Origin of the sequence: Streptomyces sp. NPDC058880 (genome assembly GCF_042742535.1) — a bacterium.
Lineage (GTDB): Bacteria > Actinomycetota > Actinomycetes > Streptomycetales > Streptomycetaceae > Streptomyces.
This window is the reverse complement of record NZ_JBHYMC010000064.1, coordinates 1-25681: the sequence shown is the minus strand read 5'-3', so window position 1 is coordinate 25681 and position 25681 is coordinate 1. Positions and strand designations below refer to the sequence as shown.

Genomic DNA, 25681 nt, shown 5'->3' with positions numbered 1-25681 from the left:
GCCGACCGGGCGCCCGCGGCCGAGTCGCTGAACGCGCACCCCGAACGCCTGACTGCGTTTGAAATTATCTCTTGAGTAACATTTTTGACGGTGCCTCAGCGACCGGTCGCCCGGATTCGGCGGACTATGATCACGAACGCTGTTGATCTACACATATGCAAGGTTGAACGACATGAACCGAATCTCTCGCAGGGTGCTCGCCATCACCACCGGAGTAGTGGCCGTCTCCTCCCTGGCGGCGGTGCCAGCCCAGGCCCAGACGATCTCGGGCGGCTCGTGCGGCGCGGGTTACTACCAGCAGGACGCCTACCCGCTGGGCGACCACACGGGCGCCTCCGGCGCCGGTGTGATGTTCCTCTACTACAACAAGTCCACCGGCAAGAACTGCGCGATCCTCCGCCGCGACACCCAGTTCAACGTCACCGACGGCATGGGGATAGCCATCAGCTCCAGCGACGGCAAGGTGTCCGCCGACAACCGGCGCACCTACACCCAGTACGCGGGCCCCGTCTATGTCTCCGCCCCGGGCAAGTGCGTCATGCTCTCCGGCCACGTCACGGGCTTCTGGAACGGCTCCAGCGGCTGGCCGGGCACACACCGCGAGACCACCGGCTGGGTCCACTGCGGCTGACGGGCCGCCACCTCGAACGCTTCCGGCCCCGCCGCAGGTGCGGCGGGGCCGGAAGCGTTCGGCGGGGCACGGTCAGCGCTTGGTGTGGCCCGAGGCCAGCTCCAGCTGGTCGAAAATCACGTCGCACTGGTTGCCGGGCTCGCACGAGATCTTCATCGAGTTCGAACCCTTCTTGAGCGTGATCCACGCGTAGGTGCGCGTCCAGCCCTTGTCCCAGGCGCCGTCCGCCGCCTTGGCGAAGTTCGCGAGGTTCAGCCCCTGGGTCGGGGTCTGCCCGTTGACCGTGAGGGTCGCCTTGCCGTCCTTGCCGGGGACGCCGTAGTTGACGAACAGCGTGTAGTCGCCCGCCTCCGGGACCTCCACCGTCCAGGTGAGCGCCGCACCGGTCTGGTTGAAGCCCGCGACGTACTGCCCGCCCGAGCTCTTCGAACCGGGCACCGTGCTGTCCAGCTTCGCGCCGCCGGTCAGCACCATGCCCGCCCCGGCCGCCTCGCCCTTCGGCAGCGGGGCCTGCGAGGGCTGCGCGCTCTGGGTGGGGCCGGCCGGGTCCTTCGGGGCCGCCGACTGCTGGTTGCCGGTGGCGGTGTCCTGGCCCTTGTCCACGGGCTTGTTCTTGTCACCGAAGGCGAGGGCCGCGCCGATGCCGATCGCGACCGCGCCGACCACCGCGACGGCGGCGATCAGCAGACCGCGGCGGCTGGAGGAGCCCCCGCCGTGCCCACCGTGCCCGCCGTGGCTTCCGGCCGACCCGGGCGTCTGGGTCTGGTGCTGCGGCTGAGGCTGCTGCGGCACGCCGTAGCCGCCCGCCTGGAGCGCCTCGGGGGCCTGGTACTGGGCCTGGTAGCCGGGGCCCTGCTGCTGGGGGACGGGGCCGCGCTGGCCGCCGTTCCTCCGGTCACCGACCGTACGCACCTGGTGGTGCGAGGTACGGGGGACACCGGGCTGTGCACCGGGGTGACCGCCGACCGACGCACCGGGGTAGCCGTACCCGCCGCCCGACGTGGGCGGGGTGGCTCCGGCAGCCTGGCCGTCCGCGTAGAGATAGCCGAACGGATCGTCGTCCTCGGGCTTGTTCGCCCCACCGTCCGGGCCGTTGTTCGCGGGCGTCGTCATCGCAGGTCACTCCTTTCGACCCCCGGGAGCCTACCCCGAACAGGTGCACCCACGGGCGCCGGACCGCCTCAGCCCGCCCGGCGGTGCGCCTTGGAGCGGGACCTCTTCTCGATGTACATCCGCTGGTCGGCGGAGCGCAGCACTTCGTCCGCGGACATGCCGCAGCTGGCCCAGCCGATACCGAAACTCGCGCCGACACGCACGGCCCGGCCGTCCACGCGGATCGGCGGAATGATCGCGTTGCGCAGTCGGACGGCGAGGTCCGCGGCGTCCGCCGCGCCGAGGCCGTCGGCCAGGACGACGAATTCGTCACCGCCCAGCCGGGCAACGGTGTCACCGTCCCTGACGCCGGTCGTCAGGCGCCGGGCCACCTCGATGAGGACCGCGTCGCCCGTGTGGTGCCCGAACCGGTCGTTGATCGACTTGAAGCCGTCGAGGTCGCAGAAGAGCACCGCGAGCCCCTTCGTCCCGTCGTCGACGTCGGCCGCGGGCGCCACCGTGTGCACGTGGTGGTCGTACGGCCCGTCCGTCGGCGCCGTCGGCGCCCCGGGGAAGTCGAAGGGATCGGCCGCGGTGTAGCGGTCGGGGCCGTCGGGGTGAAACCCGCGCTCACCCGCACCACCCGCCTCGAACCCGGCCTCGTGTCCGTCCTGCCCGCCCGGCGCGTCGCGCCCCTCGAAGGCCGCGTCCAGGGCCTCGATGGCGCTGGCCCGGGCGGACTGCGGCCTGCGGCACAGCCGCGCGCCGAGCCGGGCCCGCAGCTCGGCGCTGTTGGGCAGGCCGGTCAGCGAGTCGTGGCTGGCCCGGTGGGCGAGCTGGAGCTCGTGCCGCTTGCGTTCCTCGATGTCCTCGACGTGCGTGAGCAGGAAGCGCGGCCCGTCCGCGGCGTCCGCCACGACGGAGTTGCGCAGCGAGACCCATACGTACGTGCCGTCCCGGCGGCCCAGGCGCAGCTCGGCGCGGCCGCCCTCGGCGGAGGTGCGCAGCAGGGTGCCGATGTCCTCGGGGTGGACCAGGTCGGAGAAGGAGTAGCGGCGCAGCACGGAGGCGGGTCTGCCGAGCAGCCGGCACAGCGCGTCGTTGGTGCGCAGCAGCCGGCCGTGCTGGTCACCGCCCATCTCGGCGATGGCCATGCCGCTGGGGGCGTACTCGAAGGCCTGCCGGAAGGACTCCTCGCTGGCGCGGAGCGCCTGCTGCTCGCGCTCCAGCCGGACGAGGGCGCGCTGCATGTTCGCGCGCAGCCTGGCATTGCTGATCGCAATCGCCGCCTGGAAGGCGTACATCTGCAGCGCCTCGCGGCCCCACGCGCCGGGGCGGCGGCCGTTGCGCGGTCTGTCCACCGAAATGACACCCAGAAGTTCCCCACCGGACGCGTACATGGGGGCGTAGAGCCGGTCCTCGGGGTGCCACTCGTCCTCGAAGCGCGGATCGGGGCCGTCGGTGTGCCACTGGGGGACGTCGTCCTCCAGCAGGATCCAGCCCTCCGTGTGCGGGATGAAGCGGAGCCCGTCCCAGCACTCACCCATCGTCAGGCGGCGCTCCCAGGAGGCCCGGGAGCCGACGCGACCGGTGATGAGGGCCTCGGCGGCCGGGTCTCCGGCGAAGGCGGCGACGACCAGATCGCCGTCCGGGCGCACGAGGTTGACACAGGCGAGCTCATAGCCGAGGCCCACGACGATGCCGTCCACGACGGTCTGCAGAGTGTCCGCCAGGCTCCGGGCCGTATTGAGATCGGCCACCACCCGGTGCAGCTGCCGCAGGGTCGCAAGACGGACGTACGGCTCCGACTCGGTCTCCATTGCTCGCTCTCCCCGAGACCTCGACAGCAACTCCAGTTTTGTCATCGGCGTTTCGTTGCGGTGTCCCGTCCACTGAATCACAGTGAGCTGTGCGGCAGGTACACAGGGTCAACAAATCTTGCCCTCTGTGAGTCAAGTCACATGAGATGAATAACGGTACGCGTTGGGACGGTTCGGACTGGGAGCGCTCCCCCCGCCTTCTCGTGAGCAAACGATACGCCCGGGCCTAGGCCGAGGGGCGGGGGCACGACTCGGACCAGGGCCCGATGTGCCGCACGGGAGGGCGAGATTAGCGTTTCAGCGTGCTGAAGACGACCCCTCTGCCCGCCCGGCCCGACGCGAACCCCCATGCTGAGGGGGTGAGCAATGACGAGTTCCGCGCCGCGATGTCCCGGCTGGCCGCGGGCGTGTGCCTGATCACCGCGCACGAGAGCCCGCTGGCGGACGGCGGACCGCGCGGCGAGGACGTCGGCATGACGGCGACCGCCTTCATGTCCGTGTCCCTGGACCCGCCCCTGGTCCTGGTGAGCCTGCGCGAGGGCTCCCGCATGGACGACCTGCTGGCGGAGCAGCCGCTGTGGGCGGTCTCCGTCCTCGCCGACCACCAGCTCCCGATCGCGGGCCGCTTCGCCATGAAGGGCCGCATCAGCGACCGACTGCTCTTCGCGGACCTGCCCCACGTGCGCGGCGAGGCCTCCGGCGCGCCCCTGCTCAGCGGCGCCCTCGCCACCCTGGAATGCCGTACGGAGAACCGCGTCGAGGCGGGCGACCACACCCTGGTGATCGGTCGGGTGCTCACGGCTGCCCTGCCGTCCCCGGACTCCGCGCCGCTGACCTACTTCCGCGGGCGCTACCGGCACCTGAGCTGATCCGCGGCCCCGCCCGGCCCGGCCCCGCGCCGCGCCGGCCCGCCGCCGGCGTCCTCGGACCCTGACCCGCGGCGGCTACCAGTCCCGGCCGGTCCGGCCCCGCTTGGTCTCGGACCGCGCCTTCTTCTCCCGCAGCCGCCGCTCGTTGATCCCGCGCGGAATCTTCGTCGGCCGGCGCTGCCTGGGCGGCGGCGCCGTCGCCTCGGCCAGCAGCGACGCCAACCGGACCAGCGCCATCTCCCGGTTGCGCAGCTGCGAGCGGTGCTCGGAGGCCCGCACGCTCACCACCCCGCCCACCAGCCGGCCCGCGAGGCGCTCCAGCGCGCGCTCCTTCCAGACCTCGGGCAGCGCCTTGGTCGCCGCCAGGTCGAACAGCAGCTCCACGCGCGAGTCGGACGTGTTCACGTGCTGCCCGCCCGGCCCGGAGGACCGCGAGAAACGCCAGGAGAGCTCCCCCTCGGGGAGCACGACCGAACCGCGGATGACATAGGGACCAGGCATGTCCCCTATGATCCGCGCCCGCTCGGCCCGCGTCACCCGCATTTGCCGGGACCCGCGATCCCCGGCGGGAACCCGAGCGGCCTCTCGTCGCGTTATAGGGGTCAGCGGTACCTTGACCGCCTGTACGTGCATGTTGGATGAGGAAAGGGACATTCCCATGGCTGTCAGCCTGTCCAAGGGCGGCAACGTCTCGCTCTCGAAGGAGGCCCCGGGCCTCGCCGCCGTCACGGTCGGTCTCGGCTGGGACGTCCGCACCACGACCGGTGTGGACTTCGACCTCGACGCCTCGGCCATCGCCGTGAACGCGATGGGCAAGGTCGTCTCCGACGGCCACTTCGTCTTCTTCAACAACAAGTCCACCCCGGACCAGACCATCGTCCACACCGGGGACAACCGCACCGGCGAGGGCGCGGGCGACGACGAGGCCATCAAGGTGAACCTCGCGGGCCTGCCCGCCGACGTGGACAAGATCGTCTTCCCGGTCTCCATCTACGACGCCGAGAGCCGCAGCCAGAACTTCGGCCAGGTCCGCAACGCCTACATCCGCGTGGTGAACCAGGCCGGCGGCTCCGAGATCGCCCGCTACGACCTCTCCGAGGACGCGGCGACCGAGACCGCCATGGTCTTCGGCGAGCTCTACCGCAACGGCGCGGAGTGGAAGTTCCGCGCGGTCGGCCAGGGCTACGCCTCCGGCCTCACCGGCATCGCCCAGGACTTCGGCGTCAACGTCTGAGTCCGCCCGGTCCGGCGCTGACCGACACCAGCGCGGGCGAAGCCCCCTCCCGGCCGTCCGGGGAGGGGGCTTCGCTACCGTTCCCCACGTGATCCTCCAACCGCTGGTCCCCGTGGACGGCGCCCTCCCCGGCCCGGTCCTGACCGAGATCGCCGCCCTCTACTCGACCAACCACGCCTTCTTCGAACTCAGCGGCGACTTCCCCGACCCGAACCGCATCACGGTCGAACAGGTCGCGGCCTCCCTCGCTGACGAACTGGCCCACGCCAGCGCGGAGATCCTGCTCGCCCGCAGCGCCGGCCGCCTCGTCGGCCTCGCCGCCACCCTCGACCGCAACCCGGCCGCCGCCCCGGGGGACGACGACCCGTGGATCGGCCTGCTGCTCATCGACGCCACCGCGCACCGCGAGGGATTCGGCCGCGCCGTGGCCACCCTGGTCGAGGACCGCTTCCGAGCCGCCGGACGCACCGGCGTGCAGATCGCCGTACTGGACAACAACCCCAAGGCCCTGGCGTTCTGGCAGTCCCAGGGGTACTCCCCCGCGCGCCGGGCCAAGGACCGCGAGCTGGGCCGCGACTGCACGGTGCTGCGCAAGCCCCTCGGCACGGCGTAGCGGCGTCGCTCCCGCCCGGCCACGGCCTACTTCGGGCGGGCCGTCCCGTACAGCCACACGTCCCAGACCTCCGTCAGGTCATGGCCGGTCTTCCCCTGCGCGTAGGCGGTGAAGTCGGCGGTGCTCGCGTTCCCGTGCCGGTGGTCGGCGGCCCACCCGCGCACCAGGGCGAAGAACCCCTCGTCGCCGACCTCCTGCCGGATCCGGTGCAGGACCATCGCGCCGCGCTGGTACACCGGGCTCGCGGAGATGTCCTTCGGACCGGGCGGATCGGCCGGCGGGAAGGCGTCCCAGCCGGAGTCGGCGGCCTCGTCGACGTCCGTGTCACCGGCCAGGAGGGCGTCGAAGTGCTGCTGCGCCGTGGGCCCGCCGTGGTCCTCGTCCCACAGCCACTCGGCATAGGTCGCGAAGCCCTCGTTGAGCCACATGTCCTTCCAGGTCTTCGGCGAGACGGAGTTGCCGAACCACTGGTGGGCCAACTCGTGCAGCACCAGCCCGGCTTCGGGTGCGCCCGGGTACACCGGCTTGGTCTGCGTCTCCAGGGCGTAGTCGAGCGTCCCGGCGGGCAGCACCACCGCGCCCGCCGTGCCGAAGGGGTACGGGCCGAACCGGCGGGTGCCCCACTCCACCATCTCCGGCAGCAGCTTGAGCGCGGGCTCGCTCGCCGCCGCCTCCCCGGGCGACACCGCGTTGTAGACGGACACCCCCGAAGGCGTCTTCCCGGTGGTCACCCGGTACGGGCCGACGACGGCGGTGGCCAGGTAGCTGGCCATCGGCTCCGGGTTGTGCCACGCGAACCGCGTGCGCCCGTCGGCGCCTTCGGTGCGGGAGCGCAACTCCCCGTTCGACACCGCCTCGTAGCCGCCCGGGACGGTGATCGTGATGTCGTACGAGGCCTTGTCGCTCGGATGGTGGTTGCCGGGGAACCAGGTCATCGAGCCGACCGGCTCACCGACGCCGACCGCGCCGTCCTCGTCCGCGATCCAGCCCTCTCTGGTGCCGTCCACGTCCGTCAGGGCCCTCGGCCTGCCGCTGTAGGCGACCTCCGTCCGGAAGACCTGGCCCTTCTCCAGGTCGTCGGCCGGGCGCACCGTCAGCTCGTTGCCGGTCCGGTTGAAACGGGCGCCCTCACCGTCCACGTCAACGCCCTCGACGTGCAGGCCGCTCAGGTCGAGGTTGAAGGAACTGAGCCCCTGTCCGGCACGCGCCGTGATGACGGCCCTGCCGTGCAGCACCCCGTCCGCCGGGTCGTAGTCCAGGTCCAGCGCATAGTGCTCGACCTGGTAGCCGCCGTTGCCGGCCTTGGGGAAGTACGGGTCGCGCAGCCCCGAAGCGCCCGGCCGCCCCTGCACCGGGCCCCCCGTGCACGCCGTGGTGACGGTGAGCAGGGCGACGAGGGCGGGGGCGGCGAGGCGGGGAAGCGCGCGGTGTTCCACGCCTTCGATCCTAAGCGGCCACGGCGCGCGTCCTACTTGCTCAGCGCGTCCACGCCGGCCTTCGCGAACTTCTCGTCCAGATCGCCGCTCGGGGCGCCGGCCACACCGATGCCGGCCACGGGGGCGCCGTTCGCCTGGACCGGGGTGCCGCCACCGAGGAAGAGGGTGCCGGGGATGTCCTTCAGGTTCGGGGCCTGGGCCAGCCGGCCCACGAGCACCGAGGTCGGGGCGTTCCAGGACACTGCGGTGAAGGCCTTGCGCTGCGCCGACTCGTAGGACTGCGGGCCGGCGCCGTCGCCGCGCAGGGTGACGATGGTGTTGCCGTTGCGGTCCACCACCGCGACGGTCACCTTCTGGTTCTCCGCCGCGGCGGCCTGGAGGGCGGCCTGCGCGGCGCGGGTGGCGGCGTCGACGGTCAGGTGGGTCGTCGTGGTGAAGTTCTTGTCGCTCGGAGCGTCCTTCTTCGCCGCGAGGGCGGCGGCCTGGGCGGTGGTGGCGGCGGGGCTCGCGCTGGCGCTCACAGCACCGAAGGCGCCGGCGCCCAGGGCGACGGCGAGGGCGGTACCGGTGAGAACGCGGGTGCGGGTCTTCATCTCTGCTGCTCCTGAGAACGGTGGCACGGTGACGGCATCGGGTCTCGTTCCGGGCCGGTCGGACCGGCTCCTTCACTGCTCCAAGCCTGTGCCCGGTCCCCCCTCCGCCCCGTCCCCGTACCGGCTCGCCCCGCCCACCGCACCGGCTGACCCGGGGGTCGTCCGATCGGTCGATGCGCTCCGCCCCCGGCACGGTATTCCCTGGTCGGACCCGGGTGACCTGGGTGACCCGGGCCCGGGGCGGAGCCCGGGGAGCGGCGCCGCAGCCGACAATGGACGCATGCCCCCGACCGAGGAGCACCCCGTGACACCCGCCGCGCCGCGCGACGACACCCGCACGCTGGCGACGGTCGCCCACACCGCCTTCTTCCTCCTCCTCGGCGCCTCCGTGGCCCGCTTCCTGCTGCGCCACCCCGGCGAACCCCGCACTCCATGGGTCATCGCCCTCGGCGTCACCCTGGCCCTGCTCTACGTGCTCGGCCCCGCGCTCGGCGCCGCCCCCACCCGCCGGCGCCTCCTCTGGCTCGGCCTGGTGGTCACCACCTGGGTGGTCCTCGTCGTCCTCGCGCCCAGCTTCGCCTGGTGCGCCGTACCGCTCTTCTTCACGGCCCTGCGCACCCTCCCGCCCCGCCCCGCCATCGTCCTGGTGGCCCTCCTCACCGCCTTCGTCGTGACCGCCCAGCTCCAGCTGTCCAAGTCCTTCGATCCCAACCTGCTCCTGGCGCCGCCCGCCGTCGCCGCCCTCGCCACCGCCGTCTTCGTCCACATGGAACGCCAGGCCCGGGCCCAGCGGGCACTGATCGACGACCTGATCCGGACCCGCCGGGAACTGGCCGCCACCGAACGCCGCGAAGGCACCCTCGCGGAACGCCAGCGGCTGTCCATGGAGATCCACGACACCCTCGCCCAGAACCTGTCCAGCCAGCAGATGCTGCTCCAGGCCGCGGACCGCACCTGGGACACCGACCCCGCCACCGCCCGCGCGCACGTCCGCACCGCCACCGACATCGCCGCACACGGCCTCGCCGAGGCCCGGCGGCTGGTCCACGACCTGGCCCCCTCCGAGCTCGCCGACGGCGCCGGCCTCGCCCAGGCACTGCGCCGCCTGGACGCCGGACCGGGCATCGAGGTCCGCTTCCACCTCGAAGGCGCCCCCGCCCCGCTGCCCGACCGCGTCCAGTCGGCCCTGCTGCGGATAGCCCAGGGCGCCCTCGCCAACGTCCGCGAGCACTCCGCCGCCCGTACGGCCGCGCTCACGCTGAGCTTCCTCGGAGACCAGGTGGTGCTCGACGTCGCCGACGACGGCCACGGCTTCACCCAGCCCCGCGCCGACACCGACGCCGCCGACGGGCGCGGACACGGCCTCCCGGCGATGCGGGCCCGCGTCCGCCAGCTGGGCGGCACCCTGACCATCGAATCCACACCGGGCGAGGGCACCGTCCTGTCCGCGGCCATCCCCCTGGAGCCCGCTCCATGACGACGATCCTGCTCTGCGACGACCACGTGGTGGTCCGCGCCGGCCTGCTGGCCCTCCTCGGCAGCGAACCCGACATCGAGGTACTCGGCGAGGCCGGCAGCGGCGAGGAGGCGGTCGCCCTGGCGTCCAGGCTCCGCCCCGACGTGGTCCTCATGGACCTCCAGCTCGGCGAGGGCATCGACGGCGTCGAGGCCACCCGCCGCATCACCGCGCTCCCGCGGCCCCCGCACGTCCTGGTCCTCACCACCTACGACACGGACGCGGACATCACCCGGGCGATCGGCGCGGGCGCCACCGGCTACCTGCTCAAGGCCGAGCGCCCCGAGGAGCTCTTCGCCGCGATCCACTCCGCCGGCCAGGGCCGCACCACCCTCTCCGCGCCGGTCGCCAGCCGCGTCATGGCCCACATGCGGGGCGGCCGCCCCACCCTGACCGACCGCGAACTGGACATCCTCGGGCAGCTGGCCCGCGGCCTCGGCAACCGCGACATCGCCCGTGCCCTGTTCATCAGCGAGGCCACCGTCAAGACCCACCTGGGGCGCATCTACGACAAGCTCGGCGTCGACACCCGTGCGGGCGCCGTCTCGGTCGCGAAGGAGCAGCGCCTCCTCCCCTCCTGACGCCGGGGTGGGGCCCCCTCCGCACCCGTGACACCATCGGGTACGTGCTCGACATCGGCTACTCCCTCTCCCGGCGCTTCCCCGACCCCCCGCAGACCGACTACCGCTCGGCGGACGTCCACGCGCTGCGCCACGACCTGTTCTGCGGGGACGTCTACCTCGCCGACACCGACTCGGACCGGGAAGTATCCACAGCCTGGGGATGGGTTCCGGTGCTGGACTTCGCCTGGGCACTGTGCGACATCGTCGAGCGGCTCGACCAGGACCCGCGGGGCAGCCGCTCCGCCAACCGCCAGTACGCCGAGATCGACTTCACCGAGTCCACGGACCGCATGCTCTTCGAGCGCCGCTTCGGCTGGGTCGACGTCGAGGCCGACTGGATGCCGGCCGAGGAGGCCCCGCTGACCTTCAGCCACCGGCTGCTGCGCCGCGAGGCCCGCGACTTCCTGCACGACCTGCTCGCGGACCTGATCGACATGCACGACGGGCTCGGCGACAACCCGGCCGTCTGGACCCTCCAGGCCCGCTTCCCCCGCGTTCCCGGGTAGTCAGGGCCGTCCGCCGGACAGCACCTCCCGGAACACCCGCGCAGAGCGCGGGTTCTGCCCGCACTGCCACACGCCGTGCGGGCAGTAGTCGGTGATGCTGTGGTAGAGCGGCTCGTGCTCGGCGAACCAGGCCAGCATGCGCCGCACGTACTCGGGATTGTCGCCGTGCCGGAACAGCCCCCATTCGGGGTACGAGATCCGCTTGCCGTGCGCCTTCGCGAAGTCGACCTGCTGCCGGAGCCCGTAGGGCTGGGTGACCTGCTCGTCGAAGGTGCGGCCGGGCTCCTGGTCGTAGGAGTCCATGCCGATGACGTCGACCACGTCGTCACCGGGATAGCAACGGGTCCAGGCGATCGCGTCGGCTCCGCGGTTGGGCGCGTAGTCGAACCGGAAGCGCTGCCCCTGCACCGCACGCATGGCGGTCACGATGCGCCGCCAGTAGGCCTTCCAGTTCTCGGGGTCGGGACGGCAGCGGTGGGTGTAGTCGAAGCCGTTCATCTCCCAGCCGAGCACGATCACCGCATCCGGCAAGCCGAGGCCGACCAGCCGGTCGGCCAGGCGCCGGAAATGGTGGTCGTTCGCCCCGCGGGCACCGGCGCGGATCAGCTCCGCGACCCGGGCGTCGGGGACACGGGCCTCGTTGCCCTCCTGCATGGGCACGTTCAGGACGAAGAGCCGGTCGGCCCTCTCCCTGCGCCAGCGCGCCCAGCTGCGCAGGGAATCCGGCGCCCCCTCGATGTTCGTCCAGGTGTCGCCGGGCAGGTACGTGTGCCCGGCGCGCAGCTCGGCACCGCCGAGCCAGCGCGAGAGTTCCGCCATCCGCTCGACGCCCGGCGACCCGTAGTGGAGGTAGGCACCCAGGGCCGTCCCGGTGGCCCCCGCACCGCCCCCGGCGCCCTGCCGCGGCAGCCGCGGGCCGGGGCCGGGGGCGGGCACCACGAGGAGCAGGGTGACGGCGACGGCACTGACGCAGGCTCCGACCAGCCATCGGATCCGGCAGCTCCGGTGGGACATGACACCTCCACAGGCCTCGGGCACCGGTGTGTCCGCCTGCGACGTTAGGCGCCCACCCCGGTGCACCGCCCGCCCGGACACCCGGTCGCTCGGCCATTCGCCACAGCCTCCGCCCCGCCGTCGCCGCCTCCCCGTCCGCGGACACCTCCCGGCGGGAGCCGGGGAGGCCGGGAGCGCCTCCCCCGTCACGGCGCCGCACCCGGACCGCGGGCCCGGTCACGGCACCACCCGCACCCCCAGCCGGGAGGCGAGCGCCGGGGCCAGGTCGAACAGCTGCGCCGGACTGATCACCGCCCCGGCCAGCGCCTCCACCCCCCGCGCGATCTCCAGTACGGCGGCCTCCCGCAGATCCACCTCAGCCATCCGGACCCCGCTGAAGTCCGCCCCGCGCAGCGAACACTCCCGGAACTCCACCCGTTCCAGTACCGCGCCCGCGAAGTCCGGCTCCACCAGCACGCACCCCTCGAAGACCACGTCGCGCAGCCGCGCCGTCCGCAGGTTCAGGTAGTCGATCTTGCCGCCCCGGACCACCACCCGCTCCAGACCGGCCCCGTGCAGCTGCACCCCGCCCAGCCGCGCGTCCACCAGCTCCACGTCCCGCAGCGAGGCCCCCGACAGGTCGGTCCCCACCCCGCGGACCCCCTCCAGCACCGAATCCAGGATGCGTGTCTTCGCCAGACCCGCCTCGTCCAGCGTGCAGCGCCGTACCGCGCAGTCCATGAACCGGGCCCCGACCCCCTCCTGCCCCGCCAGGTCCAGGTCCGCGAACTCCAGCCCTTCGTAGTCCCCGTCCGTCTCCAGCTCCCGCCCCTGCCAGGGCACCAGGTCCGGCAGCCGCAGCTGCGGCCTCCGCGCTGCCTTCACCGACTGCTTCCGCCCGTCTCGCACCATGCCCCCATCCTGGCCGACCGCACTGACATCGGCCCGCGGCCCGGGCCCGGGCCCGCCGCCGCCCCGCGCGCCGCCAGGAACCCGGTCCGTCTCCGCGCCTTCGGCTCCGCCGAGAACCCCGTCCATCGGCGCACCGTGACCCGCGCCTCGCGCCGTGCTTCCCGTACGCCGCCCGCGGATCACCGCCGGGCCGGCGCAGGCATCGCCGGCCTCGGCGCCACGAACCGCGGCAGCGCCCCAGGGGTTCACCACCCCGGCGGGTTCACCGCCCCAGCAGCAGCCGGGCGACCGCCAGCCGGTCCTCGTCCAGCCGCTCCTCACCGTCCTCCACGTCCCACAGGCAGGTCTGCCGCACCCGGCCCAGCGTCCAGGCCCGCGCCCGCGCCCGATCCAGGCCCGCCGCCTCGGTCAGCACGTCGAACCGCCACCGCACGTCCTGCGCGCGGAAGTTGTTGACGATGGCCGGCATCCCCGTTGTACCCGATCTGGGCCTCGATCAGCCCGTCCGGAATCTCCACGACCTCGACCATGCGGCGACGCTATCGCCCTGCGCCCCGGCTCGGCGGCGTCCCCTGCGGTACGCCGCCCGCCCGGCCCGGTCGGTCCGGGACCGCAGGCCGGGCCCCGGGCCCCCGAGCATCCTGCGGGAGACACGGCCGGGCCGCCCGCAGGGCAAGCGACAGGGGGCCGCGCATCACGCCCCGCGGCGCGACATCCCGTCCCTGGCACCTCGCGGGGAAAAGGGATAGCAACTCCCCATGACGATCAACGGCGGCATCTCCTTCTGGTACGCGACCCTCCCCGGCACCCCGGACGCCCCACCGCGCGCGCCCCTCACCGCTCATGCCACCGCCGACGTCGTCATCGTCGGCGGCGGCTACACCGGCCTGTGGACCGCCTACTACCTGAAGCGGGCCGCCCCCGACCTGCGCGTCACCGTCCTGGAGCAGAAGTTCTGCGGCTACGGCGCCTCCGGCCGCAACGGCGGCTGGCTCTACAACGGCATCGCCGGCCGCGACCGCTTCGCCGCCCTCCACGGCCGGCAGGCCGCCCAGCGCCTCCAGCAGGCCATGAACGAGACCGTCACCGAGGTCGTCGACGTCGCCGTCAGGGAGGGCATCGACGCCGACATCCACCGCGGCGGCGTCCTCGAAGTCGCCCGCACCCCCGCCCAGCTCGGCCGGCTGAAGGCCTTCCACGCCGCCGAGCTCGCCTTCGGCGAGACCGACCGCGAGCTCCACGACGCCGCCGCCACCCGCGCCCGCATCGGCATCGCCGACGCCGTCGGCTCCAGCTGGAGCCCGCACGGCGCCCGCGTCCACCCCCTCAAACTGGTCAGGGGCCTGGCCGAGGCCTGCGACCGCCTCGGCGTGGTGATCCACGAATCCACCCCGGTCACGGAGATCTCCGCGGGAAAGGCGGTCACCCCCTACGGCACGGTCCGCGCCCCGCACGTCCTGCGCTGCACGGAGGGCTTCACCGCCGCTCTCAAGGGCCAGAAGCGGTCGTGGCTCCCGATGAACTCCTCGATGATCGCCACCGCCCCGCTGTCGGCCGAGACCTGGGCACGGCTCGGCTGGTCGGGCCGCGAGGTCCTGGGCGACATGGCCCACGCGTACATGTACGCGCAGCGCACCGCCGACGACCGGATCGCGATCGGCGGGCGCGGGGTCCCGTACCGCTTCGGCTCGCGCACCGACAACGACGGCCGGACCCGGCCGGCCACCGTCGACTCGCTCCGCGACCTGCTCTTCTCCTTCTTCCCGGTGCTCACCGGCACGGAGATCACCCACGCGTGGTCGGGCGTCCTCGGCGTACCGCGCGACTGGTGCGCCACCGTCGCCCTGGACCGTGCCACGGGGGTGGGCTGGGCGGGCGGGTACGTCGGCTCGGGTGTCGCCACCGCCAACCTGGCCGCCCGCACCCTGCGCGACCTGGTCCTCGGCGAGTCCACCGGGCTGACCGGTCTGCCGTGGGTGAATCACCGGGTCCGCCGCTGGGAGCCGGAGCCCTTCCGCTGGCTCGGGGTGCAGGCCCTCTACGCCGCGTACCGCGAGGCGGACCGCCGGGAGGCGGCCACCCACACCTCGACGACGGCCCCCCTGGCCCGCCTGGCCGACCGCGTCTCGGGCCGCCACTGACGGCCCGAGACACGCTGAAGGCCCCGGACGGTGACCTGTCCGGGGCCTCTGACCTGCAATGGAGCCGCCTATCGGAATCGAACCGATGACCTACGGGTTACAAAGCCGTTGCTCTACCAACTGAGCTAAGGCGGCACAGGGCCACCCCCGAACGCACAGCGTGTGGGGCCGCCATCACTCTACACAGCGCCCGTTTGCCCGAGCCATCACATTGAACCCGCACCCGTGACCGCTCATGCCGCCCGCCGACCGGGTGCGAGCGGGCAGGAAAGCAGGCGGGTCCGACAGATCGCACAAAGTTCGAAGTCACGGCGGAGCGGTGCTGACAGCACGGGCGGCGGCGGGTAGCGTCGGGCGGAGTCCGGATTCTGGACTAGACCTTCCACTCGGATCGTCCGGCACGTTCCTGCCGGTAGAAGGGATTCATCAGCATGGCTTTTGTCACCTTCGACAAGGCGACCCGTCTGTACCCGGGCGGCGACAAGCCCGCCGTCGACCAGCTGGAGCTGGAGATCGAGGACGGCGAGTTCCTCGTCCTCGTCGGCCCCTCCGGCTGCGGCAAGTCCACCTCGCTGCGCATGCTCGCGGGCCTGGAGGACGTCAACGGCGGCGCCATCCGCATCGGTGACCGCGACGTCACCCACCTGCCGCCCAAGGACCGGGACATCGCAATGGTGTTCCAGAACTACGCGCTCTACCCGCACATGACCGTCGCCGACAACATGGGCTTCGCGCTCAAGATCGCCGGCGAGGACAAGGCCACCATCCGCAGGAAGGTGGAGGACGCGGCGAAGATGCTGGACCTGACCCAGTACCTGGACCGCAAGCCGAAGGCGCTCTCCGGCGGCCAGCGCCAGCGCGTCGCCATGGGCCGCGCGATCGTCCGCAAGCCGCAGGTGTTCCTGATGGACGAGCCGCTGTCGAACCTCGACGCCAAGCTCCGCGTGTCGACGCGTACGCAGATCGCCGCCCTCCAGCGCGACCTCGGCATCACCACCGTCTACGTCACCCACGACCAGGTCGAGGCCATGACCATGGGCGACCGGGTGGCCGTGCTCAAGGACGGTCTGCTCCAGCAGGTCGACACCCCGCGCAACATGTACGACCGTCCCGCGAACCTCTTCGTCGCCGGCTTCATCGGCTCCCCGGCCATGAACCTGGTCGAGGTCCCGATCACCGACGGCGGCGTGAAGTTCGGCGACAGCGTCGTCCCGGTGTCGCGCGCGGCGCTGTCCGCCGCGGCCGACGCGGGCGACCGGGCCGTCACGGTCGGCGTCCGCCCGGAGCACTTCGACGTCGCCGAGAGCGGCGGCCTGACGATCACCGTGAACGTCGTCGAGGAACTCGGCGCCGACGGGTACGTCTACGGCTCCACCTCCGCCGCCGAGGGCTCGCAGGACCTCGTCGTCCGCGTGGGCGGCCGCCAGGTCCCGGAGAAGGGCTCCAGCCTGCACATCGTGCCGCGGGCCGGGGAGATCCACGTCTTCTCCACCTCCTCCGGTCAGCGACTGTCCGACTAGTCGTACCGGCAAGGGGGTTGGAGGGGCGTCCCGCCAAGGGGCGCCCCTCCGCCGTCGGTTGCCGACGGGATCTCCTCAGGAACCCCGGCAGAGCGGGCCATTCGGGCGGCCCCGTCAACCCGGAATTCGAAAAGCCACGTCGAACCATCCCCCGACAGGGTGACTAAATGTCGCCAAATCTTCACCGAGCGCTACTCTCGCCCTCGTGACCCACACTGCCCGCCGTATCGGCCGTTCCCTCGCCCTGGTCCTGCCCGTCGTCCTGGTCCTGTCCGGGACCCTCGCGGTCACCATGGTCCCCTGGGCGGACACGTCCTCCTCCCAGCTCGTGACCGCGTCCGCCGAAGGCGTCTCGACGCCCGCGAAGCCACGCGCCGCCCACGAGGTGCTGCGCACCCAGCTCGTCGGCGAACTGCAGCAGGGACAGGGGCCGGACGACGTCCTGACCCACCTGCAGCAGGAGGTGAACCGCCGGCCGTCGCTCGCCGAGCACTGCGTGGGGATCGCCCGCGCGCTCGGACGCGCCGCCGTCGAGGCGTACGGCCCGACGAAGGCCCAGTCGTTCGCCCGCCCCGTCTGCGACACCTCGTACGCCGCCGGCGTCGCCTCCATGGGCTGACCCGCGCCGCGTCCCTACGCTGGCCGTCATGACCGACGACCCCCGATCCGCCTCCTCCGCAGCCGCGTTCCCCGCCCCACCCGCCCAGGCAGTCGTCCTGGCGGGCGGCCAGGGTTCGCGGCTGCGTCCGTACACCGACGACCGCCCCAAGCCGATGGTCGAGATCCCGGGGACCGGGCTGCCGATCATCGGGCACCAGCTGGCCTGGCTGGCGGCCGAGGGGGTCACCGACGCCGTCGTCTCGTGCGGGCACCTCGCCGGGGTGCTCCAGGAGTGGCTGGCCGAGGCGCCGCTGCCGCTGCGCGTGACCACGGTGGTCGAGGAGGAACCGCTGGGCCGCGGGGGCGGCCTGAAGTACGCCGCACGGCACCTGCCGGACCCCGGAGGGGCCTGGTACGCGACGAACGGCGACGTCTGGACCCGCTTCTCGCTCCGTGAAATGGCCGCCTTCCATGCCGAGCGCGGGGCGGTCGCGACGCTCGCGCTGGCCCGGCCGCGGATCCCGTGGGGGGTGGTGGAGACCAACGCGTACGGCCACGTACTGGACTTCATCGAGGCCCCGCCGTCGCCGTACCCGGTGAACGCCGGGGTGTACGTCTTCGGGCCCGAATTCGCCGCGCTACTGCCGGACTTGGGAGACCACGAGCGCACCACCTTCCCACGGCTGGCGCGGGAGCGGCGGCTGGCGGGCTTCCCGCTGCCCCAGGGCGCCTACTGGCGGGCGATCGACACGGCCAAGGACCTCACCGAGGCCGCACGCGAGTTGGCGGCGCAGACGGGCTCCTGAGGGCCCGCACCGCCCTCGCGGCGCCCGGCCCTCCGGCACCTTCTCTCCGCACACGCCACGCGGCACACGCCACGCGGCACACGCCACGCGGCACACGCCACGCGGCACACGCCACGGGAGCCCGGCACGCTCACGCGTACCGGGCTCCCGTGTGCCGGCCCCTGGCGGAGGGCTCAGCCGATGAGCCCGCCGATCAGGCCGGGCTGCTTGGTCGGAGCGGTGCCCGAACCGCGGGTGCTGCTGCCCGACGAGGAGGACGGCGACTTCGGCGCCGTCGACTGGCGGGGAGTGCTGCGCGGGGTCTGCTGCTTGCCGGTCGTGCCCCGGGTCGCGGTGGGCGACTCGGAACCCGCGCCCGTCGTCGCCCGGGAGGGCGCCCCCGAAGCGGTCTTCCCGGCCTTGGCCGAGGTCTCGGACGGGGAGGGCGTCGGCGACGCGGCCCGGGTCGGCTGCTGCTGCGCGGGCTGCTGCCTGGCCGGCGTCTGCGGCAGCGGGCGGCCCGGAAGGTAGTTGCTGGGGGCCTCGCCGGGTCCGGGGACGGTGACCACCGTGGTGGACCGGACGGCGCCGCCCAGGAGCGAGCCGACGAGCAGGGTGAGTCCGCACACGACGCTCGCCATGATGGCCCCGCGCCGCAGCACCCGGCGGCGCAGCCGCCAGATCTCGGAGCGCGGCCCGAGGGTGCGCCAGGCCTCCCCGGCGAGGCGCCCGTCGAGGGAGTAGACCGGGGCGCCCGCGATGATCAGCGGGCTCCAGGCGGCGAGGTAGATGATGTCGGGCGCGTCGTAGGCCGGGACGGTCTTCCAGCTCACCGTCATCAGCAGGGCGGCGGACAGCAGCGCCCCGAAGCTCGCGGCCAGTCGCTGCCACAGGCCGAAGACCGTCAGGACGCCGACGATGACCTGGATGAAGGCCACGCTGAGGCCGGCCCCCACCGGGTGCGCGAGCGCGAAGTCGCGCAGCGGCTCGGCCAGCGCCCACGGGTGCAGGGTGTGCAGCCAGGTGACCATGGAGCCGCGCTCGCCACCGTCGAAGTAGACGGGGTCGCACAGCTTGCCCATGCCGGCGTAGATGGAGATGAAGCCGAGGAAGACGCGCAGCGGGAGCAGCACGACGCCGAGGTTCATCCGGCGGCCCGGGTAGTAGGACGCCTGACCGCGGTTGTCGCCCGCCGGACGCCGGGACTCCGGCCCGGGACCGGCCGCCGGTCCCTGCGGCTGCTCGTACGGGAGGTCCCGTACGGCGGCCAGGGGGCGCGTCTCGGCGGGGTCCCCGTAGCTGCGCTGGCCGATGACGGTCGGCGTGGCCAGGGTGTCCTCGGCGAGATCGTGGTCCAGGTCGACGCGCGGGATGACCTGGGTGGCGCCGCCGTCGTGCGCGTCGTGGCCGCGTACGGCCTGGAGCAGTCCGCCCATGGCCGCGGCGGCGTCGCCGGTGTCGGACTTGCCGCTCCAGACCACGGGGGCCCGGCGGCGGGTGGCCCCGGCGGCGGCCACCACGGCGCCGCCCAGGACGGGTGCGCGGCCGGGGGCCTTCGCGGGCTTGGGACGCGCGCTCGGGCTCGGTGCGAGCCGCACGCGGAAGCTGGCGTGGTTGACGATGACCTGTGCGGGGTCGCACGGCACCTTGACCATGCTCAGCGCGGGCTGGTCGTCGAACCCTGACGTTCTGGTGTCCACACTCATCTAACCGAGTGATCAGTGTTTAGGACACTGCCTTGACATCAGGGATCTGTCCGAGACCCGTCAAGATCAAGCCACCCCGCCCGAAACGGGCGGGGTGGCACGCTCACGGGTCACGTTCCCTGAGCCAAGTGGATCAAGGCGATCAGGCGCGCGGCTGCGCGGCACGGCGGCGGGCCGCCTCGTACAGCACGACGCCCGCGGCGACACCGGCATTGAGCGACTCGGCGCCACCCGGCATCGGGATGCGCACGAGGTAGTCGCAGTTCTCGCCGACGAGGCGGCCCAGGCCCTTGCCCTCGGAGCCGACGACGATGACGACCGGGCCGCCGAGCGCCTCCAGGTCCTGCACCTCGTGCGTGCCCTCGGCCGCGAGGCCGACGACGGCGATGCCGGCCTTCTTGTACTCCTGCAGGGCGCGGGTCAGGTTGGTGACCCGGGAGACCGGCGTGCGGGCGGCGGTGCCGGCCGAGGTCTTCCAGGCACCGGCGGTCATGCCGGCGGCGCGGCGCTCCGGGATGACCACGCCGTGGCCGCCGAACGCGGAGACGGAACGGACGATCGCGCCGAGGTTGCGCGGGTCGGTGACCCCGTCGAGGGCGACGATCAGCGGGTCCTCGCCGTTGTCGTAGGCGGCGTCGGTGAGGTCCTCGGGGTGCGCGTACTCGTACGGCGGGACCTGGAGGACCAGGCCCTGGTGGTTGAGCCCGTTGGTCATCCGGTCGAGCTCGGGGCGCGGGGCCTCCATCAGGTTGATGTTGCCGCGTTCGCCCGCGAGCTGGAGCGCCTCGCGGACGCGCTCGTCGTTGTCGATGAACTGCTGGACGTACAGGGTGGTGGCGGGGACGCCGTCGCGCAGCGCCTCGAAGACCGGGTTGCGGCCGACGACCATCTCGCTGGCGCCCTTGGGGCCGCCGCGGCGCGGGGCGGGACGGCGCTTGGCGGCCTGGCGGGCCATGGCGTTGGAGACCCGGAAGGCCTTGTGGCCCTTGCGGTCCTCGGCCTTGGGCGTGGGGCCCTTGCCTTCCAGGCCCCTGCGCCGCTGGCCACCGCTGCCGACCGTGGCGCCCTTCTTGTTGGACGTGCGGCGGTTCCTGCGCTGGCTGTTCCCGGCCATGACCTCTACCTGTTTTCGTTGGTGCTGCGATATGTACGTATGAAGAGTGTGCCGCCCGGACGGCCGGGCGGCACAGTCGGACTGCTCCGGGGTGCCGGGGGCTCAGCGGGCGCCGAGCGTCCAGCGCGGACCCGTCGGGCTGTCCTCGATGACCAGACCGGACTGCTGGAGCTGGTCGCGGATGGCGTCGGCGGTCGCCCAGTCCTTGCGGGCGCGGGCCGACTCGCGCTGCTCCAGAACGAGGCGCACGAGGGCGTCCACGGCGCCGTGGAGTTCCTCGCCGCGGTCGGCCTCGCCGGCCCAGTGCGGGTCGAGCGGGTCCAGACCGAGGACGCCCAGCATGGCCCGCACCTCGGCCAGACGGGCGACGGCCGCGTCCTTGTCGTCCTCCGCGAGCGCGCTGTTGCCCTGCCGGACGGTGGTGTGGACGATGGCGAGCGCCTGCGGGACGCCGAGGTCGTCGTCCATGGCCTCGGCGAAGGCGGGCGGGACCTCCTTCGCCGGCTCGACGGGGCCGCCGGCCCTCTCCACGACGCGCTGGATGAAGCCCTCGATGCGCGCGAATGCGGACTCGGCCTCGCGCAGCGCCTCCTCGCTGTACTCGATCATCGACCGGTAGTGCGGGGTGCCGAGGTAGTAGCGCAGGACGATCGGGCGCCACTGCTTCACCATCTCGGAGACGAGGACCGAGTTCCCGAGGGACTTGGACATCTTCTCGCCGGACATGGTGACCCAGGCGTTGTGGACCCAGTAGTTCGCGAACGCGTCGCCGAAGGCCTTGGCCTGGGCGATCTCGTTCTCGTGGTGCGGGAAGACCAGGTCGAGTCCGCCGCCGTGGATGTCGAAGGCCTCGCCGAGGTACTTGTGCGCCATGGCGGAGCATTCGAGGTGCCAGCCCGGACGGCCGCGGCCCCACGGGGTCTCCCAGGAGGGCTCGCCCGGCTTGGCGGACTTCCACATGGCGAAGTCGCGCGGGTCGCGCTTGCCCGTCTCGCCCTCGCCGGAGGGCTGGAGCAGGTTGTCGAGCTCCTGGTTGGACAGGCTCAGGTAGCCGGGGAACGAGCGCACGTCGAAGTAGACGTTGCCGTCGGCCTCGTAGGCGTGGCCGCGCTCGATCAGGCCGCGCATCATCTCGATCATCTCGGGGACGTGCCCGGTGGCGCGCGGCTCGTAGGTGGGCCGCAGGCAGCCGAGGGCGTCGTACCCGTCGTTGAAGGCCTGCTCGTTGTCGTAGCCGATGGACCACCAGGGACGGCCCTGCTCGGTGGACTTCGTGATGATCTTGTCGTCGATGTCGGTGACGTTGCGGATGAAGGTGACGTCGTAGCCGCGGTGGGCGAACCAGCGACGCATCACGTCGAAGTTCAGGTAGGACCGGATGTGCCCGATGTGCGGGGCCGCCTGCACGGTGGCGCCACAGAGGTAGATCGAGACGCAGCCCGGAACGAGCGGGACGAAGTCGCGGATCTGCCGGGCGCTGGTGTCGTACAGGCGAATAGTCACGGCATCCAGGGTAGTGGGCCTGTAGCAGTGCCCCGCGACCTTTGCGGGCGCGGGGCCGCTTTGTTGCCGAAGATGTGCCGTCTCCGCGGACGTTCAGGCCCGGTTCGTCCGGTACACGAGGGCGGTGGCGATCGCGGCGAGGCCCTCGGCCCGGCCGGTGAGACCCAGTCCGTCGGTGGTGGTGCCCGACACGGAGACGGGGGCGCCCGCGGCGGCGGCGAGCGCCTTCTGTGCCTCTTCGCGCCGCTTTCCGATCTTCGGGCGTACGCCGATCACCTGGATGGCGATGTTGCCGATCTCGAAGCCCTCCGCACGCACGATCCGGGCGGCCTCGGCCAGCAGGGTGACGCCGGCAGCGCCGGACCACTCGGGGCGGGAGGTGCCGAAGTGCGCGCCCAGGTCGCCGACCCCGGCAGCCGAGAAGAGGGCGTCACAGGCGGCGTGGGCGGCGACATCGCCGTCGGAGTGCCCGGCGAGGCCGTCCTCCCCCTCCCAGAGCAGCCCGGCGCACCACAGCTCGCGGCCGGCCTCGAAGGCGTGCACGTCGGTGCCGATCCCGACGAGCGGGATCAGCGGTGCGTCGGGACTAGAACCCATCGGTGGCCCTCCTGCGGGCGAGTACGGCCTCTGCGAGGACCAGGTCGAGCGGGCGGGTGACCTTGAAGGCCTCTTCGTGTCCCGGGATCACGACGACGGGGACGCCGAGGCGCTCCACCATGCCGGCGTCGTCGGTGGCGCCCTCGCCGGCGACGGCGATGGCGGCGTGCGCCTCCAGGAGCGTGGCGAGGTCGAAGCCCTGCGGGGTCTGCACGGCGCGCAGCCGGGCCCGCTCGGGCGTCGCGACGACCGGCTCGGGCTCGCCCGGTCCGCCGGGCTCGACCTCCTTGACGGTGTCGGCCAGCGGGAGCGCGGGCACCACGGCCCGGGCGCCCCGGTCCACGGCCTCGACGACGGCGTCCACGGTGTCCACGGGGACGAGCGGGCGGGCCGCGTCGTGGATGAGTACGGAGGTGACGTCCTGCGGCAGCGCATCCAGGCCGGCGCGTACGGACTCCTGGCGGGTCTCCCCGCCGGGGACGACCAGGACCTCGGTCCGCTCGGGCAGCGCCTGCTCGCCGAGCAGCAGCCGCACCTCGGCCGCCTCGCCGGCCGGGGCGACGACCACCACCACGGACACCGCGCGGGAGCGGGCCATCGCACGGACGGCGTGCACGAGCATGGGGGTGCCGCCGAGGGCCCGCAGGGCCTTGGGGGCCCCGGGGCCGAGGCGTACCCCGCGGCCGGCGGCCGGGATCACCGCGGCGGTGCGGCGGGGCCGCGTTACGTCAGACATCAGTAGCTCCGAGCCAGGTTTCCGAGCCAGGTTTGTGACTTCGGCCGACATGGGTATGGCCTGAAGGGTGCCGGGTGCGACGCCCCTCGCCCCTTCCGTGACGACCGGTCGAGCAGGCCGCCCGGACCCGGCACGCCAGTGATCCAGTGATGGAGTCAGGCGGTCAGGGGTACGCGTACCGCAAGACGGGGTACGCGATGAGGTACGGATACAGACATGCCGCAGCGCCCGGCAACAGGTCTCTCGTGGAGGAGGGACCTTGTCATCGGGCACCGCGGCAAGCTGTGCACACCGTGCACGAGGCTTCGCGTCAGGACGCGAGCACCTCGTCGAGGAGGGCCTCGGCCTTGTCCTCGTTCGTGTTCTCAGCGAGCGCGAGCTCGCTGACCAGGATCTGGCGCGCCTTCGCGAGCATGCGCTTCTCGCCCGCGGAGAGCCCGCGCTCGCGCTCCCGACGCCACAGGTCGCGCACCACTTCGGCGACCTTGATGACATCGCCAGAAGCGAGCTTCTCCAGATTCGCCTTGTAGCGCCGGGACCAGTTCGTCGGCTCTTCTGCGTACGGTGCACGAAGCACCTCGAAGACCCGGTCCAGCCCGTCCTGGCCGACTACGTCGCGAACGCCGACGAACTCCGCGTTGTCCGCAGGCACACGAACCGTCAGGTCGCCCTGGGCGACCTTGAGCACCAAGTAGGTCTTGTCCACGCCTTTGATCTGACGAGTCTCAATGGCCTCGATCAGCGCGGCCCCGTGATGGGGATAGACCACGGTGTCGCCAACCTTGAACGTCATGTGACAGGTACCCCTTCCGTGGCTATCCAGGGTAACACGAGAACTGACTGTTATGAATGGCGTTTTCGCAGGTCAGGGCACATCTCGGGGCTTGACAACAGCAACAGGAACGTGCTGCGGAAGGGTTCCGGAAGGGGGTATTCGCAGGTCGGGGGCGCTGCGCGGACCGGGCGAAAGGGCCACGCTACACCCGCTGCACACCTCCATCAGTGTGACGTACGTCCCGTTTTGCCGGGTTGGGAGTCGCGAAACCGAACTGCTCCGTTCGGCTGGCGAGCAGGCGCGCGGGAGCCGGTTCCGGCCCAATCCGAAATTGATCACCAAGTGGCGTTTCGAAGGAATCCCGGAATTGATCAACGGGCGCCGGCCGCACGATATGCGAGCGGCCCATGATCGGCGAGGCGAACGGCGAGGCGAACACCGGCCGGAATGCGAGATCGGGGACAACCCCGGGGTCGCGGCCGCGCTGCGGAGGGTCGGGTGCGGGGGCGGGGCGGCGGCTCGGTAACCTAAGCCCGCTGACACACCCTTAGAGCGGCTTCACACCGGCCGCTCCGGGGATACCTCCCAGCGGTTGCCGGGAGAGCCCACCCGTTCCGTTCGTCCAAGGAGTTGCCGCCGCCGTGAGCCGCAGCCTTCGACGCGGCGCCCTCGCCGCCACCGCCGTCGTGTTCTCGATCGCCTCGCTGGCCGCATGCGGTGCGGGCAACGACGCGCAGACTCTCCAGATCAAGCCGGACAACGCCTCCGCCGCCAAGGGCGACATCGAGATCCAGAACGCACTGGTCATCACCCAGGGCGAGAAGGACCAGAAGGGCCCGGCCGTCGTCTCGGCGACCGTCTTCAACAACGGCACCGAGGCGCAGACGCTCGACGGCATCACCCTTGCGGACGGCAAGGGCAAGGTCGTGCTGAAGCCGGCCGAGGGCTCCGGCAAGATCACCGTGCCGGCCGGCGGCTCCGTGGTGCTCGGCGGCAAGGACAACGCCTCCGCCGTGATCGAGAACGGCTCCGAGGCCGCCAAGAACGGCGACGTGCAGAAGGTCGTCTTCCAGCTGAGCAGCACGGGCGGCGTCGAGCTCCAGGCCTTCGTGGTCCCGGCCGCCGGCATGTACGCGGGCTTCGGCCCGTCCGGGGCCCCGGCCGCGTCGGGCAGCCCGTCCGGCAGCCCCTCGGGCACGCCGTCCGGTTCCCCGTCGGGTGCCGCCTCCGGTTCCCCGTCCGGGTCCCCCTCGGGCGCCGCGGGCGCGTCGCCGTCGGGCTCCGCCTCGCACGCCGCGGGCCACTGATCCGGGCCACGGAGTAACGCCGTACCCGTACGCACCCGGAAAGGGCCGCCGTCCGCACC

The 25681-nt window shown here is 72.5% G+C and carries 25 protein-coding genes, 1 tRNA gene and 1 pseudogene; 12 read left to right on the top strand and 15 right to left on the bottom strand.

Annotation, left to right across the window (positions count from 1 at the left end):
* The first annotated feature begins 172 nt into the window (after positions 1-172).
* Complete coding sequence (locus ACFW2G_RS27450) at positions 173-631, top strand: hypothetical protein (RefSeq protein ID WP_384447851.1); 459 nt, start codon at positions 173-175, stop codon at positions 629-631.
* A gap of 72 nt (positions 632-703) precedes the next feature.
* Here ACFW2G_RS27450 and ACFW2G_RS27445 read toward each other — a convergent pair whose 3' ends face one another.
* Both ACFW2G_RS27445 and cdgB read right to left on the bottom strand, forming a co-directional pair.
* The gene (locus ACFW2G_RS27445) at positions 704-1744 is read right to left on the bottom strand and encodes a CBM35 domain-containing protein (RefSeq protein WP_037924725.1); all 1041 of its coding nucleotides are present in this window, start codon (positions 1742-1744) and stop codon (positions 704-706) included.
* Positions 1745-1812: 68 nt separating this feature from the next.
* Entirely contained in the window at positions 1813-3543 is a 1731-nt protein-coding gene (gene cdgB / locus ACFW2G_RS27440) for a diguanylate cyclase CdgB (protein WP_037924724.1), read from the bottom strand.
* Between the two features lie 302 nt (positions 3544-3845).
* Between cdgB and ACFW2G_RS27435 the strand changes: the two genes are divergently transcribed.
* Positions 3846-4412, top strand: a complete 567-nt coding sequence (locus ACFW2G_RS27435; RefSeq protein WP_078556743.1) for a flavin reductase family protein — start codon at positions 3846-3848, stop codon at positions 4410-4412.
* A 75-nt stretch (positions 4413-4487) separates the two neighbouring features.
* On the opposite strand, the gene arfB is transcribed toward ACFW2G_RS27435, so the two are convergent.
* Entirely contained in the window at positions 4488-4913 is a 426-nt protein-coding gene (gene arfB, locus ACFW2G_RS27430) for an alternative ribosome rescue aminoacyl-tRNA hydrolase ArfB (RefSeq protein WP_037924721.1), read from the bottom strand.
* 157 nt (positions 4914-5070) lie between these two features.
* On the opposite strand from arfB, the gene ACFW2G_RS27425 reads away from it, so the two are divergent.
* Both ACFW2G_RS27425 and ACFW2G_RS27420 read left to right on the top strand, forming a co-directional pair.
* Entirely contained in the window at positions 5071-5646 is a 576-nt protein-coding gene (locus tag ACFW2G_RS27425; RefSeq protein ID WP_037924720.1) for a TerD family protein, read from the top strand.
* An 88-nt stretch (positions 5647-5734) separates the two neighbouring features.
* Positions 5735-6259: a GNAT family N-acetyltransferase gene (locus ACFW2G_RS27420; RefSeq protein ID WP_384584694.1), complete on the top strand. Its 525-nt coding sequence runs from the start codon at positions 5735-5737 to the stop codon at positions 6257-6259.
* 26 nt (positions 6260-6285) lie between these two features.
* Here ACFW2G_RS27420 and ACFW2G_RS27415 read toward each other — a convergent pair whose 3' ends face one another.
* Positions 6286-7695, bottom strand: coding sequence for a M1 family metallopeptidase (locus ACFW2G_RS27415; RefSeq protein ID WP_037924716.1), 1410 nt, complete (start codon positions 7693-7695; stop codon positions 6286-6288).
* Between the two features lie 32 nt (positions 7696-7727).
* Positions 7728-8288, bottom strand: coding sequence for a heme-binding protein (locus tag ACFW2G_RS27410; protein WP_037924715.1), 561 nt, complete (start codon positions 8286-8288; stop codon positions 7728-7730).
* Positions 8289-8568: 280 nt separating this feature from the next.
* Here ACFW2G_RS27410 and ACFW2G_RS27405 point away from each other — a divergent pair, with 280 nt between their 5' ends.
* Genes ACFW2G_RS27405 through ACFW2G_RS27395 form a run of 3 tightly spaced genes read left to right on the top strand, consistent with a single transcriptional unit; the run spans position 8569 to position 10933 of the window.
* Complete coding sequence (locus tag ACFW2G_RS27405) at positions 8569-9765, top strand: sensor histidine kinase (protein ID WP_384447866.1); 1197 nt, start codon at positions 8569-8571, stop codon at positions 9763-9765.
* The gene (locus ACFW2G_RS27400) at positions 9762-10385 is read left to right on the top strand and encodes a response regulator transcription factor (RefSeq protein WP_037924714.1); all 624 of its coding nucleotides are present in this window, start codon (positions 9762-9764) and stop codon (positions 10383-10385) included. The genes ACFW2G_RS27405 and ACFW2G_RS27400 overlap by 4 nt, the downstream gene beginning before the upstream one ends.
* Positions 10386-10429: 44 nt before the next feature.
* Entirely contained in the window at positions 10430-10933 is a 504-nt protein-coding gene (locus ACFW2G_RS27395) for a hypothetical protein (protein ID WP_037924712.1), read from the top strand.
* Between the two features lie 15 nt (positions 10934-10948).
* Here ACFW2G_RS27395 and ACFW2G_RS27390 read toward each other — a convergent pair.
* The 3 genes and pseudogenes from ACFW2G_RS27390 to ACFW2G_RS27380 all read right to left on the bottom strand — a co-directional run.
* Positions 10949-11947, bottom strand: a pseudogene (locus ACFW2G_RS27390) (glycoside hydrolase family 26 protein); the annotation flags it as partial.
* Positions 11948-12163: 216 nt separating this feature from the next.
* Positions 12164-12838 carry a pentapeptide repeat-containing protein gene (locus ACFW2G_RS27385; RefSeq protein WP_384447870.1) on the bottom strand — a complete coding sequence of 225 codons (675 nt, stop codon included), beginning with the start codon at positions 12836-12838 and terminating at the stop codon, positions 12164-12166.
* 262 nt (positions 12839-13100) lie between these two features.
* Positions 13101-13307, bottom strand: a complete 207-nt coding sequence (locus ACFW2G_RS27380; RefSeq protein WP_384584697.1) for a hypothetical protein — start codon at positions 13305-13307, stop codon at positions 13101-13103.
* Positions 13308-13596: 289 nt separating this feature from the next.
* Between ACFW2G_RS27380 and ACFW2G_RS27375 the strand changes: the two genes are divergently transcribed.
* The gene (locus ACFW2G_RS27375) at positions 13597-14979 is read left to right on the top strand and encodes an NAD(P)/FAD-dependent oxidoreductase (protein WP_384584700.1); all 1383 of its coding nucleotides are present in this window, start codon (positions 13597-13599) and stop codon (positions 14977-14979) included.
* 59 nt (positions 14980-15038) lie between these two features.
* Here ACFW2G_RS27375 and ACFW2G_RS27370 read toward each other — a convergent pair.
* Positions 15039-15114 (bottom strand) — tRNA-Thr (locus ACFW2G_RS27370).
* Between the two features lie 296 nt (positions 15115-15410).
* Between ACFW2G_RS27370 and ACFW2G_RS27365 the strand changes: the two genes are divergently transcribed.
* The 3 genes from ACFW2G_RS27365 (at position 15411) to ACFW2G_RS27355 (ending at position 17905) form a co-directional block, all read left to right on the top strand.
* Positions 15411-16499, top strand: coding sequence for an ABC transporter ATP-binding protein (locus ACFW2G_RS27365; RefSeq protein WP_384584703.1), 1089 nt, complete (start codon positions 15411-15413; stop codon positions 16497-16499).
* A 205-nt stretch (positions 16500-16704) separates the two neighbouring features.
* On the top strand, positions 16705-17118 hold the full coding sequence (locus tag ACFW2G_RS27360; protein ID WP_037924704.1) for a hypothetical protein: 414 nt from the start codon (positions 16705-16707) through the stop codon (positions 17116-17118).
* A gap of 28 nt (positions 17119-17146) precedes the next feature.
* Positions 17147-17905, top strand: coding sequence for a nucleotidyltransferase family protein (locus ACFW2G_RS27355; protein WP_037924700.1), 759 nt, complete (start codon positions 17147-17149; stop codon positions 17903-17905).
* 173 nt (positions 17906-18078) lie between these two features.
* Here ACFW2G_RS27355 and ACFW2G_RS27350 read toward each other — a convergent pair whose 3' ends face one another.
* The 6 genes from ACFW2G_RS27350 to ACFW2G_RS27325 form a co-directional block, all read right to left on the bottom strand.
* Complete coding sequence (locus ACFW2G_RS27350; RefSeq protein WP_037924698.1) at positions 18079-19590, bottom strand: DoxX family protein; 1512 nt, start codon at positions 19588-19590, stop codon at positions 18079-18081.
* A gap of 142 nt (positions 19591-19732) precedes the next feature.
* Positions 19733-20704 (bottom strand): 23S rRNA (guanosine(2251)-2'-O)-methyltransferase RlmB, encoded by a 972-nt coding sequence (rlmB, locus tag ACFW2G_RS27345; RefSeq protein ID WP_384584706.1) that lies wholly within the window; start codon positions 20702-20704, stop codon positions 19733-19735.
* Between the two features lie 102 nt (positions 20705-20806).
* Positions 20807-22207, bottom strand: a complete 1401-nt coding sequence (gene cysS / locus ACFW2G_RS27340) for a cysteine--tRNA ligase (RefSeq protein ID WP_384584709.1) — start codon at positions 22205-22207, stop codon at positions 20807-20809.
* Between the two features lie 93 nt (positions 22208-22300).
* A complete protein-coding gene (ispF, locus tag ACFW2G_RS27335) occupies positions 22301-22804 on the bottom strand; it encodes a 2-C-methyl-D-erythritol 2,4-cyclodiphosphate synthase (RefSeq protein ID WP_037924693.1) in 504 nt (167 codons plus the stop codon).
* Positions 22794-23540 (bottom strand): 2-C-methyl-D-erythritol 4-phosphate cytidylyltransferase, encoded by a 747-nt coding sequence (gene ispD, locus ACFW2G_RS27330; RefSeq protein WP_037924690.1) that lies wholly within the window; start codon positions 23538-23540, stop codon positions 22794-22796. Before ispD ends, ispF begins: the two co-directional genes overlap by 11 nt.
* Positions 23541-23850: 310 nt before the next feature.
* Positions 23851-24333 carry a CarD family transcriptional regulator gene (locus tag ACFW2G_RS27325; protein WP_003953493.1) on the bottom strand — a complete coding sequence of 161 codons (483 nt, stop codon included), beginning with the start codon at positions 24331-24333 and terminating at the stop codon, positions 23851-23853.
* Positions 24334-24956: 623 nt separating this feature from the next.
* On the opposite strand from ACFW2G_RS27325, the gene ACFW2G_RS27320 reads away from it, so the two are divergent.
* A complete protein-coding gene (locus ACFW2G_RS27320; RefSeq protein ID WP_037924688.1) occupies positions 24957-25622 on the top strand; it encodes a hypothetical protein in 666 nt (221 codons plus the stop codon).
* Positions 25623-25681: the final 59 nt, after the last annotated feature.

Excerpts from the sequence above, each read along its gene's own strand:
- ispD (WP_037924690.1), bottom strand. The coding sequence starts at position 23,540 with ATGTCTGACGTAACGCGGCCCCGCCGCACCGCCGCGGTGATCCCGGCC.
- ACFW2G_RS27405 (WP_384447866.1), top strand. The coding sequence starts at position 8,569 with ATGCCCCCGACCGAGGAGCACCCCGTGACACCCGCCGCGCCGCGCGAC.
- ACFW2G_RS27355 (WP_037924700.1), top strand. The coding sequence starts at position 17,147 with ATGACCGACGACCCCCGATCCGCCTCCTCCGCAGCCGCGTTCCCCGCC.
- ACFW2G_RS27450 (WP_384447851.1), top strand. The coding sequence starts at position 173 with ATGAACCGAATCTCTCGCAGGGTGCTCGCCATCACCACCGGAGTAGTG.
- ACFW2G_RS27380 (WP_384584697.1), bottom strand. The coding sequence starts at position 13,307 with ATGCCGGCCATCGTCAACAACTTCCGCGCGCAGGACGTGCGGTGGCGG.
- ACFW2G_RS27400 (WP_037924714.1), top strand. The coding sequence starts at position 9,762 with ATGACGACGATCCTGCTCTGCGACGACCACGTGGTGGTCCGCGCCGGC.
- arfB (WP_037924721.1), bottom strand. The coding sequence starts at position 4,913 with ATGCCTGGTCCCTATGTCATCCGCGGTTCGGTCGTGCTCCCCGAGGGG.
- rlmB (WP_384584706.1), bottom strand. The coding sequence starts at position 20,704 with ATGGCCGGGAACAGCCAGCGCAGGAACCGCCGCACGTCCAACAAGAAG.
- ACFW2G_RS27425 (WP_037924720.1), top strand. The coding sequence starts at position 5,071 with ATGGCTGTCAGCCTGTCCAAGGGCGGCAACGTCTCGCTCTCGAAGGAG.
- ACFW2G_RS27385 (WP_384447870.1), bottom strand. The coding sequence starts at position 12,838 with ATGGTGCGAGACGGGCGGAAGCAGTCGGTGAAGGCAGCGCGGAGGCCG.
- cdgB (WP_037924724.1), bottom strand. The coding sequence starts at position 3,543 with ATGGAGACCGAGTCGGAGCCGTACGTCCGTCTTGCGACCCTGCGGCAG.
- ACFW2G_RS27365 (WP_384584703.1), top strand. The coding sequence starts at position 15,411 with ATGGCTTTTGTCACCTTCGACAAGGCGACCCGTCTGTACCCGGGCGGC.
- ACFW2G_RS27325 (WP_003953493.1), bottom strand. The coding sequence starts at position 24,333 with ATGACGTTCAAGGTTGGCGACACCGTGGTCTATCCCCATCACGGGGCC.
- ACFW2G_RS27445 (WP_037924725.1), bottom strand. The coding sequence starts at position 1,744 with ATGACGACGCCCGCGAACAACGGCCCGGACGGTGGGGCGAACAAGCCC.
- ACFW2G_RS27375 (WP_384584700.1), top strand. The coding sequence starts at position 13,597 with ATGACGATCAACGGCGGCATCTCCTTCTGGTACGCGACCCTCCCCGGC.
- ACFW2G_RS27350 (WP_037924698.1), bottom strand. The coding sequence starts at position 19,590 with ATGAGTGTGGACACCAGAACGTCAGGGTTCGACGACCAGCCCGCGCTG.
- ispF (WP_037924693.1), bottom strand. The coding sequence starts at position 22,804 with ATGGGTTCTAGTCCCGACGCACCGCTGATCCCGCTCGTCGGGATCGGC.
- ACFW2G_RS27410 (WP_037924715.1), bottom strand. The coding sequence starts at position 8,288 with ATGAAGACCCGCACCCGCGTTCTCACCGGTACCGCCCTCGCCGTCGCC.